Here is a 13,604-nt window from a genome sequence, read left to right on the forward strand (position 1 = left end):
CAAGTGCTGGAAGACCGTCAATGTGTTGCCTAGTTTTTGGCAACCATTTACTGGCTGAAGCAATCTCGAGCGGCTAGGCGCTGTAGTTAGACATCAGCGAATTTTTTAATTATCTCTTTTAAAAAACGGAGGACAAATCAGATGTATACACGACGAGATATGACTGAGCTTGCAATGATGTCCATTCATGACTGGACAGACGAAGAATTAGCACATTTCCATCATAGTTTGCAGCAAATGACTCCTTATTTAAATGTAGAAGGAACGAGCATACATCGTGAAATCATTCTAGAAATCGAAGGAAGAGGCGGCTTGAAGCGAGAAACAGATTGGACAAATTGGATTAATGATTTTTAATGAGTGCGGGAAGGAAATCCTTCTCGTTTTTTTATTTTCTTATAATATATTTTTTCTGAAGATTCGTATAGAATTAAATAGTAAGTAAAATTTTAATAAATAAGGAGAGATAGTATGAAAGCAGTTGTTTATGAACAATACGGGGATCCTGCTGTATTAAAAGTGAGTGAAGTAGAAAAACCAACTATTAAGCCTAATCAAGTTTTAATAAAAGTAAAAGCAAGCGGCATTAATCCAGTGGATACATATTTCAGAAAAGGCATTCGCCAAGTTGATTCATTCCCATACATTCCTCACTTCGATGTTTCAGGTGTTGTATCAGAAGTGGGATCAGAAGTAGAGAATATTAAAATTGGAGATCACGTTTGGGCTACCAATGCAAAAGGAGCTTCTGCAGAATATGTAGCTGTTGCAAGCAATTTTGTTTTCCCTCTTCATGCTGATCTCCCTTACGCAGACGGGGCAGCATTAGCTATGCCATTTATGACTGCTCATCTTGCTCTTCATTTTAAAGGAAATCTACAAGAAAATGAATCTGTCCTTATTTTCGGTGCTGCTGGAGCTGTCGGTCATGCGGCAGTACAGCTTGCTAAACAAGCAGGTGCGCATGTCATTGCAACAGCAGGAAACGCTGAAAAAGCTGAGATTGCTCGCAAAGCTGGAGCGGATCATGTCATTATGTATAAGGAAGAAGATATCGTTGCCCGTGCAATGGAGTTAACAAATAACGAAGGAATTGATCTAATCCTTGATATGTCCTTAAGTGAAAATATTGAAAAGGACCTTGAAATGGTCACGGTTGGTGGTCGTATCGTCACAATCGGATCACCTGTTAATAACACTCCAACATTGCCATGGCGCCAATTGAATATGAAAAACGCTTCATTACTCGGCATTCTCTTATTTACAGCACCACTAAAAGAATTAACACGAGCGGGCAAGGAAATCTCTGAAAGCTTTAGTAATGGAATGCTTACAGCTCATATAGGGAAAATTTTTCCGTATACAGAAGCAGCCTCTGCTCACCAATTGCTAGAGCAAAAAGAAGTTAATGGCCGTATTATTTTAAATCACGAAGAGTAATGTTTAGAAAGAGCTTTATCAACGGCCGTTGATAAAGCTCTTTCTTTTTTATTCCAATCCTCCTCAATAGTTATTAGTAAATCAATAAAAACGGGAGAAAATAAATGATAACGACACATGAAAGGAGATCAATGAATGGAAAAGGAATTGTATTATGTCAATCTTAACCCAATAAGCATGGAAACCATTAGTCCTGTAAAAGTAAATGATGGGCAATTAATCGAATATGAAATCGAAGCAACTCCAGCCGAGAAAAAAGCTTTAGAGGATCTACTACATGAAGTACAAGCACATGATATGGAGCTTGGGAACATGTTTACATTTAAGCATTTCGATGATCAAGTAGGAGATATCGATCGAAACGAGTTCCAGCGTGGCTTAAATGATGTATTTGAAGAATTATACCGCTTAGGAACCGCAGAAACAAAGCAAAAAATCGAGGAAATTCACTTAATTAATGACGATCAGTAATAAAGGGATCATTTCCCTTTATTACTCGTCATCCGTCAAAAATTAAAAATTCGAACGTGATTGCCCGCCATCGACATTGATCGTTGCACCAACAATCCAGCTTGCTTTCTCTGAAGCGAGAAAAGCGACAACATTAGCGACTTCTTCAGGCGTTCCAAAACGCCCTGCTGGAATTTCATTTTCTACAAATTTATTCATTTTCTCTGGATCCTGCTCTAAACGCTTTTGCCAATTTCCTGTCGGATGTAAAATCGAACCAGGAGCGACACCATTCACTCGAATTCCACTTGAAATCGCTTCGTCAGCCAACGATTTCGTGAAGCTAATCATCGCAGCCTTCGCACTGTTATATGTAACCTTGCCACCAGATTCTCTTCCGAAGATCGAGGAAATATTAATAATGCTTCCTGATTGCTTTTCCTTTAAAATTGGTAGCACAAGCTTACTCAGGTGAACAGCCGAGAAATAATTCAATTCAAATGCAGCATGAAAATCAGCTAAGTCTGTTTCTGCTGTTGTTGTGCCATTACTTCCACCAGCATTATTGACAAGCACATCAATCGTTCCGTACTGACTAATCACTTTTTCAATGACTTGTCCTCGTTCTTTTTCACTTGTTAAGTCAGCCTGAATCGCAAGAACATCACCTAATTCAGCACGGGCTTGCTCTAATGTTTCTTCTCCTCTTGCAACAATCGCCACCTTCGCTCCTTCATTTACAAAAGCTGTTGCAATCGCGCGACCTATTCCTTTTGAACCACCTGTAACAAGTATGACCTTATCATTTAACTGTAAGTCCATAGCCATCCTCCTTATAATGATTGTTGAATAATTTTTTGATGTGAAACTGGAAAAGCGAACTGCTCCACATCACTCTTCTTTACCCATTTTCGCGTCTCTGACTCAACATCCGGGCGCCCTTTCACTATTACCTCATAAACGCTAATACGCCAAATCAAATGAGAGAAAACATGCTCCACCGTTTGCACAGGCTTTCCTACTTTACCTTCGATGTGAAAATCTTCTTTTAATACTCCTTCTAATTCCTCTACTTGGTTTGCTAGGCTGACCGTTTCGATATTAGGAAATTGCCATAATCTCGCAAGCAAACCCGTCTCTGGTCGTTTTTCAATCAAAACGTCATCGTCTTCATTTCGAATGATCACGGCGGCCATTTGCTTGAGTACTGGTTTTTTCTTTTTTGATTTTATCGGTAATGTATTTTGAATGCCTGCATGATTCGCTCTGCACTGTTCTCTTACAGGGCAAAGTAAGCAACCGGGCGAAGTTGGTGTACAAATAAGCGCCCCCAGCTCCATTAATCCTTGGTTAAACGAAGACGGGTCTTCTTTTGATATCAAATCATAAAGGATGCGCTCAAATATTTTTCTCGTCGCAGGCTTTGCAATATCTTCTTCTATTAACAAAATTCTTGATAACACACGCATCACATTACCATCAACTGCCGGCTCAGGTTTTCCGTAAGCAATGCTCAAGATTGCTCCTGCTGTATAGGGGCCAACTCCCTTTAATGTAGAGATTTCTTCACGTGTGTCAGGAACCTTGCCGCCGTATTCTTCAACGACCTCACGCACTGCTGTCTGTAAATTACGAACACGCGAATAATACCCTAACCCTTCCCACGCTTTTAATATTTGATCCTCCGTTGCAGTAGCTAATGCTTCTGGTGTTGGAAATTCTCGCATAAAAGCCAGGTAGTATGGGATCACTGTATCAACCCTTGTTTGTTGAAGCATAATTTCCGACACCCATACACGATATGCATCCTTCGACTGGCGCCACGGCAAAACGCGTTGATTTTCGCGAAACCAATCAATCAAATCTCTTTGAAAACCATTCATGTCAAAATCCCTAAGCTGTTCTGTACTCAAAATAATCCTCCTCTTAATTTTTACGCTGAAAAGCCCAAAAATGAATTTTCTCTGAACCACCCTCGATATAAGGAATAATTTGACTAAAAAGCGTATGTTCATGAGATTTTCTTAATTTCTTTAAAGCATGATAATGAGAGGATGTCGGTACTTCATACATCTCAACATAGAGATGAGGTTGATCTTCAGCCACATACCATTGAATACGGCTAGCACCATAATCAGGTAATGCTTCAATAATCGACTCCATTGCACGCTCATATGCCTCAACTTTTTCTTCTGAAACTTTATATTCCATAAAAATTTGCAAAGGTTGCGTCATCTTTATTGATCTCCCCTTTTTATTCGTCTATGATTCGGGTATAAATAAACTATATCATCATTTATGAATGAAAAAATAAAAGGAGGTTCTTGCGAAGTGGATACAGGTACTCATGTTGTAATGGGGCTTTCATTAGGTGGACTTGCAACGATTGATCCAACGATTGCAAATGATCCACTGCTACCAACTTCGATAATGATCGCCACCATTATCGGCTCTCAAGCTCCTGATTTTGATACGATATTAAAACTAAGAAATAACGCTGTATACATTCGCAACCATCGAGGGATTACACATTCACTGCCAGCCATCCTTCTATGGCCTCTTTTGATAACAGGAGGAATTATTACATTTACGCCAGAAACAAATTGGCCACTCGTCTTGCTCTGGTCGTTTATCGCCGTCTTCCTCCATGTATTTGTCGATATTTTTAACGCGTATGGTACACAAGCACTTCGTCCGATTTCAAATAAATGGATCGCTCTCGGTGTGATCAATATTTTTGATCCCTTTATTTTCTTTAGTCATTTAGCTGCATTTAGTTTATGGGCATTCGGCACACCCACAGGACCTACTTTTCTTGTTCTCTATATCGTTTTAATTTTGTATTACACATGGCGTATTTATGAGAAGAAAAAAGTAGTCCAACATGCTAAAAAGCTACATTCTGATGCTACTCATGTTTTTGTTTCACCATCGATTCGTTGGAACCAGTGGCATTTAGTTATTAGAACACCAGAATTATTATTTGTTGCTGAATCGCGTAACAATGAAATCGAGTATTTTGAACAATATTCATTTGACCCAATTCCAGATATTCCTGTCATTAATACTGCACGAAAAGATTCGAACTTAGATGCTTTTTTATCTTTTTCACCAACATACCGCTGGGAAGTTGAAGATAAAGATGACATGATTGAAGTTCGTTTTATCGATTTGCGCTATCGAAGCAAGGGTCATTACCCGTTTGTCGCAATTGTTCAACTTGATGAAAACCTAAATATTATTAGCTCATACACAGGCTGGGTTTTCAGTGAGGAAACATTACAAAAGAAATTAAATGTCATAACTGAATAAGAGACTGATTCCATTAAATGTCCTCTACCTCTAATGATTTTACATCATATAATCATCAGAAGAGTTAAGGGCAAGCTTTAAAGTGAGTCAGTCTCAAACTTAGATGTCTAGTGCAAACGCCTAGCCGCTCGAGGTTGCTTCAGCCTGTAAATGGTTGCCTAAAACCTGCAATACATTGACAGGCTTCCAGCACTTTCAGCTCGTTGATCAAGACGCTTTCACTTTTCTTAGTGCTTTAAATGATCTTCGTTATTTAAATGAGCAAATTTCTGCTTCTTAGGCTCATATTTATGCAAATGTGGACCGTACTGATTAATCCATTTGATGACAATCTGCTCTGTCACATCTGGTCCTTTGTACTCCCAGCCGCCTTTAGCCCTTGACGTTTCAAAATCCTCCCAAAGACTTTCAACCCATGTGCGTGCCTGAGTAGCTGTTATAGCTGAATTAACGCTTAGTAGCTGCTCTGTTAGCCGCTTAAAACGATCTTCCATTTCCCTTCCTCCTTTGACAATGTTTATGACTTATAACGTTGTGATATATGCCAATACTATATGTGAGCACTTATTAAAGGGGGTTCACCAATGAGAAACAAAGCTAAGGACTTTCCGAATCACATTTCGTTTAAAGGAAAATCACCGAATCATAATGAGCATGAATCTAAGCGAGCTGACGGAACAATCAACACTCGCCCAAGAGAACGAATGCGACAAGGCGATGAATAAAAACTTGCTCTAAAGCACAAGGGTATTTTACATGCCCACAGGATGTGCTGTGTACTAGTTCTTAAAACATCGAGAGAAGTGAGGTGCCTTCTACTATGGGTAAGGAGAAAAACACACTACAATATAAAAGTCCGTTCGATTCGCCTCGTGCGAACCCGAAGCATGCAGATAACCAAGTAAACGGTGAAACCCAAATGACTCAACACGATATTGTGCTCAGAAATAACGTAAGAGCTCGTAGAAGATAAAATGGTTAACACATGGAAGGTGACACAAAAACTAAGGCATCTGACCTCTTAGATAAGTTCAGTTCCTTATATGTCACCTTCTCTTTCGTTTGCTAATAAAGAAATTGGCACAGCATCAAGAGCTGTCCCATTATCACGATAGCCCCAAGCAAAATGACCATTCATATAAGAAATTTGAAATATTGATTCCCCATCTATAAGTGTATAAGTCTTTCCTGGTTTGAAATCCTCTGGATCAAGCAAATAAGCCTTTGCCATCAATACTCTTCGTTCATATACAGCGAATTCGTTCATCATTCCTAACTGCTCTGCTTTTTTCGCTTTCTCATTTAGCCTAGCAATTTCTGTTTGAAGTTCAAATTCACTCATTTGACTAAATCTCTTTGTATCCATATTTCATCCCCCTTTTTTCTCTTCTTTATTATAGAGGAAACTGAGTCACCAAACCATGTTCCTTAATAGTTAAATGATTAGTCCTCTTCTCTTTGCGATAAAAATTTATCAATGAGCTCGATTGAAAATCCTTTTCGATACAGAGCCTGCTTTACTCTTTGTTGGTACTCCCAACCTTGATATTTCCCCGCGTACTTCCGTAAAACCTTTTCCCCTTGATGGCAAAGGGCTTCGTATTCCGCATCTGCCTCTTTTGAGACATCAACATTCTTCATCGCTTCCATAATTATTTGGCGTGAATAACCTTTCGTTAGTAATTGATTTGCCAGCTTATCGGAAAAAGCTTGGCTCGACTGCTTCGTATTACGTTTTGTTTGTTTTTCTAGCCATTTAACCATTTGATCAATTTGCTCATGAACTGTAAATGATTCAAGTGCAGTCTCAATGGTCGCAGCATTCACACCCTTTTGTGCCAGTTCTTGCTTAAGCTTCAAAGGGCCCTTCATCAATGTTATTTTTTTCGTTCGAATAAACGCATCAGCAAACTCCGTATCATTTAAAAGACGCTGATTGATTAATTGTTTAATGACAGCCTCAATATGCCGCTCTTCCTTTTCCTTTTTCTGAAGGTATGCGCGCACTTCTTCAACCGAACGCATACGATAGGAAAGATAATTTATAGCAAGATAATAAGCCTTTTTCTGTTCATCTTCATCGACTAACTTCATTAAATGCTCTTCATCTAATTCAAGCCCTTTTTTCAATCCATATTTAATGAGTAAATCTTCATCGACACTTAATGCATATTCCTCACCCTGACCACGATCAAGGAATAAATTGTAACGTGATTTATTTCGTTTTTGCACAGAAATTTTCGTGACAACTGCCATAAAGACCAACTCCCGTTTTAACTTCTTCCTTATATTAAAAAAATACTATAAAATTAATACATATTTATTATACATAATGACTACAATTGGCCAACATTGGGTAAAGAATGAACTAAGTAGAACCATTAAGGAGGAAATGTAAAATGAAAATTGCCATCTCAGGTGGTTCTGGATTCATCGGAACGAAGCTCACTGACCGATTAGTTGATCAAGGTCATACTGTCTACATTTTAACAAGGAATGCAGCAAACAAACCAGCAAAATCAAATGTGAAGTACGTGGAATGGCTAAAAGATGATACCAATCCCGAAGTTGACTTAGAAGGTATTGATGCAATTGTAAATTTAGCTGGTGAATCAATTGGTGATGGGCGCTGGACATCCGAAAGAAAAAAGCAAATCCTCGAGAGTAGAATTAATTCAACTCGTGCAGTGATGGATGTGTTGAAAAAATTAAATGAAAAGCCTGACGTCCTAGTAAATGCTTCAGCTATCGGTTATTACGGCAACTCACAAATGGAAACATTTACTGAGGACTCACCCCCAATTGAAATGAATTTTCTTGCTGATGTCGTTCAAAAATGGGAAGCAGAAGCAGCAAAAGCCTCTGAACTTGGAATAAGAGTAGCCTATTGTCGTCTTGGCATCGTACTTGATAAGAACGAAGGGGCATTGAATAGGATGTTACTTCCTTACCGACTTTTTATAGGTGGAACGATCGGGTCAGGTGAGCAATGGCTAAGCTGGGTTCATATTGATGATGTTGTCGGAATGTTTCAATTTGCGATTGAGAATGAAGAGGTAGAAGGTCCAATGAATGTGACAGCCCCTTCTCCAATACAAATGAAAGATTTCGGAAAGCAGGTTGCTACCGTTTTAACTCGTCCACATTGGATTCCAGCACCAGCCTTTGCCTTGAAAATCATACTTGGTGAAATGAGCACACTTGTGTTAGACGGTCAAAAGGTATTACCGAAAAAAGCAGAAGAACTCAATTATCCATATGCTTTCCTTTCACTTAAACCCGCACTTGAAAACTTATTAAAATAAGTGGAATAAGATCGAACTTTCAGATAAAAATAATATCTTTTTCTTCAGAAAATATGGTTAATATTTCGTTCATAAAAGAGAAAAATTTTCATGAAAAGTTAATAAAAAAGAGTATCTTTTTCGCAAAAAAACATTTAATATATAAAAGGATTCTAGAGCAAATGAGCGAATAAGTACCTTAACATGTACTTTTACTATAATAACCACCCTAGAATACCCATAATCGCTTTATATTGAATTATATAAGCATTGGGAAGGCAATTGGTGCGCCACCAGCTATGCTGGTTCTAGTGGGTTCGATTCCCACCCCGAATTTGATAATCAAGACTATTAAATTCGAGGGTGGAGCCACATCTCTGCTCTCACGCCAAAGGGGGGCTTTTTTGTGATTTTGAAAAAACGAGACGTCGCTGATTGTCATGCTTTGTACGAATTATTAGTGGACCCGGCTGTGTTTCCATTTGTTCGTCAAAAGGCAGATTCTTATGATGAGTTTGTGTTCTTAACGAAGCAGACAATTGAAGCTGAAGAACGCGGCGAACTCATCTCCCGCACGATTGTTGACGAGTGGGGTGCACCAATCGGAACGATTAATTTATTTGATGTTTCTGATCAAAGTGGCTTCTTAGGCACTTGGGTTGGCAAACCGTACTTCGGTAAGGGCTATAACAAGCTAGCTAAAGATGCTTTTTTCGAGGAACTATTTTTCACATGTGATATTCAAACAGTTTTCATGCGCATTCGTAAAGAAAATATAAGATCATACATGGCAGCAAACAAATTACCTTATTGTACGCTTGCTAATGAAATTCGCCAAGATATCTATAATAAGATTAATAAAGATGGTGATATCTATAACCTTTTTCAAATTGAAAAGGATCAATATCACTTGCATATGATGAGAACACAGCAACAATCTCTTGATGAATTTGATGTAAAAGAAGCATAATAAACGGTAATCTTGCCCATACTAATGAGCATCTCTTACGAAAGTGGTGGTCAATTATGGAAAGTAAAAAACGCCGTGCAGAAGAAGAACGAAGCACTTTACGGAAAGCTCAAGAAGTACGTTACGCTGCTGAATTTAGAGCTGCGGACAGAGCAGCTCGAGGTCAACTCAATTCTAAATCCTAAGCGTATAGAAACATGTCTCTGACTCATAATAAAGTATGGTAAGCAATCGCGTACCATACTTTTAACTTTATGGAGGGGCTTGAACATGGCTAAAATGGGTAAAAAAAATAAAAACAGACAACAACAAGAAATGCAGCAACAACATAACACAGAGTTTGGAAGTGAGCTAACTGATTCTATTAGCACACCACAGCAAAAGCCAGCGTCACATCGTTCAAAGAAGCAAAAATAAAGGATCTGTCGAAAGCCCACGAGAAATTTATCTTTCTTCGTGGGCTTTCTTAATTTATTTTTAATAATCTTATCAAACTAGCTAAACCCTTGATGTCATAGGGGTTTTATCCCCTCTGAATAATTCTCTATTTTTCAATTTGTTAGAATACTTAACCATTTGGTAGCATTTACAGCAATTCTCACCCTTATTCCACTTAATCCTATCTAAGCGTTAATTATGCCGAATAATCCCCGTTAAGCTACGTTGCCATCATTTTGATATCCCCTTATGATTAATTTGTGAACAAAAATTGGACGCAAGGGGGCAACCAGTATGAAAAGTCAAATCGCACCTGCACCTGCAAAATTAGAAACAGTTCGCTTTGAGAAACCAACTGTTGAAGACGGCGCAGCAATGTGGGAATTAGTCAATCAATCAACACTTGATCAAAACTCTGCTTATAAATACATTATGATGGCTGAATTTTTCGCCGAAACATGTGTGGTAGCAAAGGAAAATGATAAACTTGTTGGCTTTGTTACTGCATTTATTCCTCCAGAACGAAAAGATGTTGTCTTTGTTTGGCAAATAGGAGTTGATTCTTCTCAACGTGGTAAGGGACTTGCATCAAAGCTACTTGAAGAGCTTGTTCAGCGTCATAAAGGCACAAATGTAGAATATGTTGAAGCAACTGTTACTCCTTCAAACAAGGCATCTCAAGCACTTTTCCGTCGTTTAGCTAGAACCCACAATACGGAATGTGAAGTAACTGAGTGCTTTCCAGAAGAATTATTTCCAGGTGATCATCATGAAGAAGAACTCACCTTTCGAATCGGGCCGATTAAATAAATATAAAATTAATTTTTAAATTGTGGTTTAAAAAAAGTTAAAACGGGGAATTGTATATTAGCTTAAATACTCTACTTAGTATAGGTATTTTAAATTAGGAGGAGAAAGTGAATATGACTAAAACAGATATGAAGGTTTTTGAAAAACTTGAATCTGAGGTACGTAGTTACTGCCGTAGCTTCCCAACTGTTTTCACAAAAGCAAAAGGCTATAAAATGTGGAACGAAGAAGGTAAAGAGTACATTGATTTCTTCTCAGGGGCTGGCGCATTGAATTATGGTCATAACGATCCAGTAATGAAATCAAAATTAGTTGACTATATTTTAAATGATGGGGTTACCCATTCACTTGATATGGCAACAGCACCGAAAGCTGAGTTTTTAGAAACATTTAACGAAGTGATTCTAAAACCAAGAAATCTTGATTATAAAGTGATGTTCCCTGGTCCTACTGGAACAAATACAGTTGAGAGTGCACTGAAGCTCGCTCGTAAAGTAACTGGACGTACTGACATTATTAGCTTCACAAATGGTTTCCATGGAATGACAATTGGTGCATTATCAGTTACTGGAAATTCATTTAAACGAAAAGGAGCTGGAATTCCATTACAAAATGTCGTAACAATGCCGTATGATAGCTTTGTTAATGACGACCTCGACACTCTGGAGTATCTCGAACGATTCCTTGAAGATTCAGGTAGCGGAGTTGCTATCCCTGCAGCAATGATCCTCGAGACAGTCCAAGGTGAAGGCGGTATTAATGCTGCACGATTCGAGTGGTTACAACGCATAGAGTCCATTTGTAAGCGTTGGGGAATTCTTCTTATCGTCGATGATGTTCAAGCTGGTGTAGGACGTACAGGTACTTTCTTCAGTTTTGAAAAAGCAGGTATTATCCCTGATATCGTATGTATGTCTAAATCAATCGGTGGTTATGGTACACCACTTGCCATAACACTTATTCGCCCTGAGTTAGACATTTGGGATCCTGGTGAGCATAATGGAACATTTCGTGGAAATAACCATGCATTCATCACAGCTACAGCTGCACTAGATTACTGGAAAGATGAGACGTTCGAGAAGAGCATTCAAGAGAAATCAGAACGTATTTACAAGTTCCTAGAGGACATTGTAGCGAAATATCCTGAAATCAAAGGTGAAGTTCGTGGTCGTGGTTTCATGGTTGGTGTTGCATCTGAGATTGAAGGATTAGCATCTCGTGTTTCAGCAGAAGCGTTTGAGCGTGGTTTGATTATGGAAACAGCTGGTCCTAACGATGAAGTATTCAAGCTATTCCCAGCACTAACAATTGATGAGAGTGGCTTAGAAAAAGGATTTGAAATTATTGAGAACAGTCTTAAAGCTGTCCTTGGAACAAAAGAGCTCGTTGGAAACTAAGTTTTAGAGGGGAATCTCCCCTCTTACCATACAATAAAATACGTAGACAACAACTTGGAGGTTATTGGACATGAAAGTAGTTGCACTTAAAGACATTATCGGAACAGATCAAGAAGTAAAATCAGATAACTGGACTAGCCGTCGTCTTCTCTTAAAGAAAGACGGAATGGGCTACTCTGTACATGATACAGTCATAAAAGCAGGTACTGAAACTCATATTTGGTACCAAAATCACTTAGAAGCGGTTTATTGCATTGAAGGTGAAGGCGAAGTTGAAACACTGAAAGACAATAAAGTTTGGCCAATCAAGAAAGACGAGATTTACGCCTTAGACCAAAATGACGAGCACCTTCTTCGTGCGAAAACAGATATGCGTATGGTTTGTGTATTTAACCCACCTATTACAGGTACTGAAACGCATGATAAAAATGGTGTTTATCCAGTCTTAGATGATGAATAAGAAAAAGCTGGCTCTTCTAGAGTCAGCTTCTTCTCTGTTCTATTTCACCTGATGGATTAAAAGCTTTCCTTCTAATCCGTGAATTAAGTTCTCGGCAGCTAATTTTCCCATTTCCATTCTCGTTTCGATTGTCGCACTACCTATATGCGGAAGAAGAGTCACATTAGAAAGCTCATGCAATGGATGGCTTGATGAGATCGGCTCTGAATTATACACATCTAGACCAGCAGCATAGATCTCTTCATTTTTTAAAGCTTCGTATAATGCTTCTTCATCCACATTCGTTCCCCTTGATGTATTAATAAAAATCGCCGTCTCTTTCATTTGTGAAAACTGCTTAGCTCCGATCATTTGATATGTTTCCTTAGTCGATGGCGCTAGTAAGACGATAAAGTCTGCTTTTTCAAGTAATTCATCAAGCTCACAATAAGTTGCGCCCAACTCCTGCTCTGCTTCTCGATTTCGACTTCGATTATGATAGAGAATATCCATCGAAAATCCTTTCGCCCGCTTAGCCACAGCAAGTCCAATTCTTCCCATTCCAATAATTCCTATTGTCGCACCATGAACTTGTTGACCCGTTAAGAAAAATGGTGCCCAATTCTTCCATTTATCTTCGCGAATAACATCAATTCCTTCACTAATTCGACGCCCTGCCGCAAGCAATAGAGCAAAGGTAAGGTCTGCTGTTGCTTCTGTTAACACACCAGGCGTATGTCCAACAGGTATCTCTCTTTTCTTCGCTTCCTCGATATCGATATTATCATACCCAACAGCCATCGTACTGATCACTTTCAATTTTTGAGCTCGGTCTAATAACTCTTTATCAACTTGATCCGCTACATTACAAAACAGCCCGTCAGCATCCTCTATCTCTTTAAACAATTGTTCACGAGGCATCGGTTCATTTTCAACTTCCCACATGACAACATCATATTTATCTTCTAGCTTACTAGTGATTTGACTTGGTAATTTACTTGTAATAATAATTTTCATTCCTCAAGTCTCCTTCTCGCTTTTAATTGTCTTATTAATAGCTTTCG

20 protein-coding genes are annotated in these 13,604 nt (G+C 38.6%); 13 read left to right on the forward strand and 7 right to left on the reverse strand.

The genetic code is table 11. From position 1 onward, the window contains the following. Positions 1 to 141 precede the first annotated feature (141 nt). The 3 genes from yfhS (at position 142) to IQ10_RS17400 (ending at position 1,911) form a co-directional block, all read left to right on the forward strand. Positions 142 to 357 (forward strand): mother cell protein YfhS, encoded by a 216-nt coding sequence (yfhS, locus tag IQ10_RS17390; protein WP_144451742.1) that lies wholly within the window; start codon positions 142 to 144, stop codon positions 355 to 357. Between the two features lie 114 nt (positions 358 to 471). Then, positions 472 to 1,440, forward strand: coding sequence for an NADPH:quinone reductase (locus IQ10_RS17395; RefSeq protein ID WP_144451743.1), 969 nt, complete (start codon positions 472 to 474; stop codon positions 1,438 to 1,440). A 135-nt stretch (positions 1,441 to 1,575) separates the two neighbouring features. Beyond that, entirely contained in the window at positions 1,576 to 1,911 is a 336-nt protein-coding gene (locus IQ10_RS17400; RefSeq protein ID WP_144451744.1) for a hypothetical protein, read from the forward strand. Positions 1,912 to 1,953: 42 nt separating this feature from the next. On the opposite strand, the gene IQ10_RS17405 is transcribed toward IQ10_RS17400, so the two are convergent. From IQ10_RS17405 to IQ10_RS17415, 3 genes are read right to left on the reverse strand one after another with little or no spacing between them, the layout of a single operon-like run. Further along, positions 1,954 to 2,712 carry an SDR family NAD(P)-dependent oxidoreductase gene (locus tag IQ10_RS17405; RefSeq protein WP_144451745.1) on the reverse strand — a complete coding sequence of 253 codons (759 nt, stop codon included), beginning with the start codon at positions 2,710 to 2,712 and terminating at the stop codon, positions 1,954 to 1,956. A gap of 11 nt (positions 2,713 to 2,723) precedes the next feature. Continuing rightward, positions 2,724 to 3,773: an A/G-specific adenine glycosylase gene (gene mutY, locus IQ10_RS17410; protein ID WP_437177700.1), complete on the reverse strand. Its 1,050-nt coding sequence runs from the start codon at positions 3,771 to 3,773 to the stop codon at positions 2,724 to 2,726. Positions 3,774 to 3,816: 43 nt separating this feature from the next. Beyond that, complete coding sequence (locus tag IQ10_RS17415) at positions 3,817 to 4,125, reverse strand: hypothetical protein (protein ID WP_144451746.1); 309 nt, start codon at positions 4,123 to 4,125, stop codon at positions 3,817 to 3,819. Positions 4,126 to 4,221: 96 nt separating this feature from the next. On the opposite strand from IQ10_RS17415, the gene IQ10_RS17420 reads away from it, so the two are divergent. Then, a complete protein-coding gene (locus IQ10_RS17420; RefSeq protein WP_144451747.1) occupies positions 4,222 to 5,202 on the forward strand; it encodes a metal-dependent hydrolase in 981 nt (326 codons plus the stop codon). Between the two features lie 227 nt (positions 5,203 to 5,429). Here IQ10_RS17420 and IQ10_RS17425 read toward each other — a convergent pair whose 3' ends face one another. Further along, positions 5,430 to 5,696: a YfhJ family protein gene (locus IQ10_RS17425; protein WP_144451748.1), complete on the reverse strand. Its 267-nt coding sequence runs from the start codon at positions 5,694 to 5,696 to the stop codon at positions 5,430 to 5,432. Positions 5,697 to 5,786: 90 nt separating this feature from the next. Between IQ10_RS17425 and sspK the strand changes: the two genes are divergently transcribed. Both sspK and IQ10_RS17435 read left to right on the forward strand, forming a co-directional pair. Beyond that, positions 5,787 to 5,927, forward strand: a complete 141-nt coding sequence (gene sspK / locus IQ10_RS17430; RefSeq protein ID WP_144451749.1) for a small acid-soluble spore protein K — start codon at positions 5,787 to 5,789, stop codon at positions 5,925 to 5,927. Positions 5,928 to 6,022: 95 nt separating this feature from the next. Then, positions 6,023 to 6,175, forward strand: a complete 153-nt coding sequence (locus tag IQ10_RS17435; protein ID WP_144451750.1) for a YpzG family protein — start codon at positions 6,023 to 6,025, stop codon at positions 6,173 to 6,175. A gap of 66 nt (positions 6,176 to 6,241) precedes the next feature. On the opposite strand, the gene IQ10_RS17440 is transcribed toward IQ10_RS17435, so the two are convergent. After that, entirely contained in the window at positions 6,242 to 6,568 is a 327-nt protein-coding gene (locus tag IQ10_RS17440; RefSeq protein ID WP_144451751.1) for a YfhH family protein, read from the reverse strand. 77 nt (positions 6,569 to 6,645) lie between these two features. Then, positions 6,646 to 7,458 (reverse strand): recombination regulator RecX, encoded by an 813-nt coding sequence (gene recX, locus IQ10_RS17445; protein WP_144451752.1) that lies wholly within the window; start codon positions 7,456 to 7,458, stop codon positions 6,646 to 6,648. 143 nt (positions 7,459 to 7,601) lie between these two features. On the opposite strand from recX, the gene IQ10_RS17450 reads away from it, so the two are divergent. From IQ10_RS17450 to IQ10_RS17475, 7 genes are all read left to right on the forward strand, one after another. Further along, positions 7,602 to 8,507 carry a TIGR01777 family oxidoreductase gene (locus IQ10_RS17450; RefSeq protein WP_144451753.1) on the forward strand — a complete coding sequence of 302 codons (906 nt, stop codon included), beginning with the start codon at positions 7,602 to 7,604 and terminating at the stop codon, positions 8,505 to 8,507. Positions 8,508 to 8,895: 388 nt separating this feature from the next. Continuing rightward, positions 8,896 to 9,456 (forward strand): GNAT family N-acetyltransferase, encoded by a 561-nt coding sequence (locus tag IQ10_RS17455; RefSeq protein ID WP_144451773.1) that lies wholly within the window; start codon positions 8,896 to 8,898, stop codon positions 9,454 to 9,456. A 56-nt stretch (positions 9,457 to 9,512) separates the two neighbouring features. Then, positions 9,513 to 9,641 (forward strand): YfhE family protein, encoded by a 129-nt coding sequence (locus IQ10_RS17460; RefSeq protein ID WP_144451754.1) that lies wholly within the window; start codon positions 9,513 to 9,515, stop codon positions 9,639 to 9,641. A gap of 85 nt (positions 9,642 to 9,726) precedes the next feature. After that, on the forward strand, positions 9,727 to 9,873 hold the full coding sequence (locus IQ10_RS18100; protein WP_158640073.1) for a hypothetical protein: 147 nt from the start codon (positions 9,727 to 9,729) through the stop codon (positions 9,871 to 9,873). A gap of 315 nt (positions 9,874 to 10,188) precedes the next feature. Next, entirely contained in the window at positions 10,189 to 10,704 is a 516-nt protein-coding gene (gene ectA, locus IQ10_RS17465) for a diaminobutyrate acetyltransferase (RefSeq protein WP_144451755.1), read from the forward strand. A 113-nt stretch (positions 10,705 to 10,817) separates the two neighbouring features. Next, complete coding sequence (gene ectB / locus IQ10_RS17470; protein WP_144451756.1) at positions 10,818 to 12,101, forward strand: diaminobutyrate--2-oxoglutarate transaminase; 1,284 nt, start codon at positions 10,818 to 10,820, stop codon at positions 12,099 to 12,101. Positions 12,102 to 12,171: 70 nt separating this feature from the next. Next, complete coding sequence (locus IQ10_RS17475; RefSeq protein ID WP_144451757.1) at positions 12,172 to 12,561, forward strand: ectoine synthase; 390 nt, start codon at positions 12,172 to 12,174, stop codon at positions 12,559 to 12,561. A gap of 39 nt (positions 12,562 to 12,600) precedes the next feature. Here the strand turns inward: IQ10_RS17475 and IQ10_RS17480 are convergent, their stop codons facing one another. Further along, complete coding sequence (locus IQ10_RS17480; RefSeq protein WP_144451758.1) at positions 12,601 to 13,557, reverse strand: 2-hydroxyacid dehydrogenase; 957 nt, start codon at positions 13,555 to 13,557, stop codon at positions 12,601 to 12,603. Between the last annotated feature and the right edge of the window lie 47 nt (positions 13,558 to 13,604).

It is taken from the genome of Halalkalibacter nanhaiisediminis, assembly GCF_007830185.1.
In the GTDB taxonomy this organism is placed as follows: domain Bacteria; phylum Bacillota; class Bacilli; order Bacillales; family Bacillaceae_D; genus Halalkalibacter; species Halalkalibacter nanhaiisediminis.

Coding starts and splice junctions, on each gene's coding strand:
- IQ10_RS17425 (WP_144451748.1), bottom strand. CDS start 5,696: ATGGAAGATCGTTTTAAGCGGCTAACAGAGCAGCTACTAAGCGTTAAT.
- IQ10_RS17450 (WP_144451753.1), top strand. CDS start 7,602: ATGAAAATTGCCATCTCAGGTGGTTCTGGATTCATCGGAACGAAGCTC.
- IQ10_RS17475 (WP_144451757.1), top strand. CDS start 12,172: ATGAAAGTAGTTGCACTTAAAGACATTATCGGAACAGATCAAGAAGTA.
- IQ10_RS17415 (WP_144451746.1), bottom strand. CDS start 4,125: ATGACGCAACCTTTGCAAATTTTTATGGAATATAAAGTTTCAGAAGAA.
- IQ10_RS17435 (WP_144451750.1), top strand. CDS start 6,023: ATGGGTAAGGAGAAAAACACACTACAATATAAAAGTCCGTTCGATTCG.
- IQ10_RS18100 (WP_158640073.1), top strand. CDS start 9,727: ATGGCTAAAATGGGTAAAAAAAATAAAAACAGACAACAACAAGAAATG.
- ectB (WP_144451756.1), top strand. CDS start 10,818: ATGACTAAAACAGATATGAAGGTTTTTGAAAAACTTGAATCTGAGGTA.
- ectA (WP_144451755.1), top strand. CDS start 10,189: ATGAAAAGTCAAATCGCACCTGCACCTGCAAAATTAGAAACAGTTCGC.
- sspK (WP_144451749.1), top strand. CDS start 5,787: ATGAGAAACAAAGCTAAGGACTTTCCGAATCACATTTCGTTTAAAGGA.
- IQ10_RS17405 (WP_144451745.1), bottom strand. CDS start 2,712: ATGGACTTACAGTTAAATGATAAGGTCATACTTGTTACAGGTGGTTCA.
- recX (WP_144451752.1), bottom strand. CDS start 7,458: ATGGCAGTTGTCACGAAAATTTCTGTGCAAAAACGAAATAAATCACGT.
- IQ10_RS17460 (WP_144451754.1), top strand. CDS start 9,513: ATGGAAAGTAAAAAACGCCGTGCAGAAGAAGAACGAAGCACTTTACGG.
- IQ10_RS17395 (WP_144451743.1), top strand. CDS start 472: ATGAAAGCAGTTGTTTATGAACAATACGGGGATCCTGCTGTATTAAAA.
- IQ10_RS17480 (WP_144451758.1), bottom strand. CDS start 13,557: ATGAAAATTATTATTACAAGTAAATTACCAAGTCAAATCACTAGTAAG.
- IQ10_RS17400 (WP_144451744.1), top strand. CDS start 1,576: ATGGAAAAGGAATTGTATTATGTCAATCTTAACCCAATAAGCATGGAA.
- IQ10_RS17440 (WP_144451751.1), bottom strand. CDS start 6,568: ATGGATACAAAGAGATTTAGTCAAATGAGTGAATTTGAACTTCAAACA.
- mutY (WP_437177700.1), bottom strand. CDS start 3,773: ATGAATGGTTTTCAAAGAGATTTGATTGATTGGTTTCGCGAAAATCAA.
- yfhS (WP_144451742.1), top strand. CDS start 142: ATGTATACACGACGAGATATGACTGAGCTTGCAATGATGTCCATTCAT.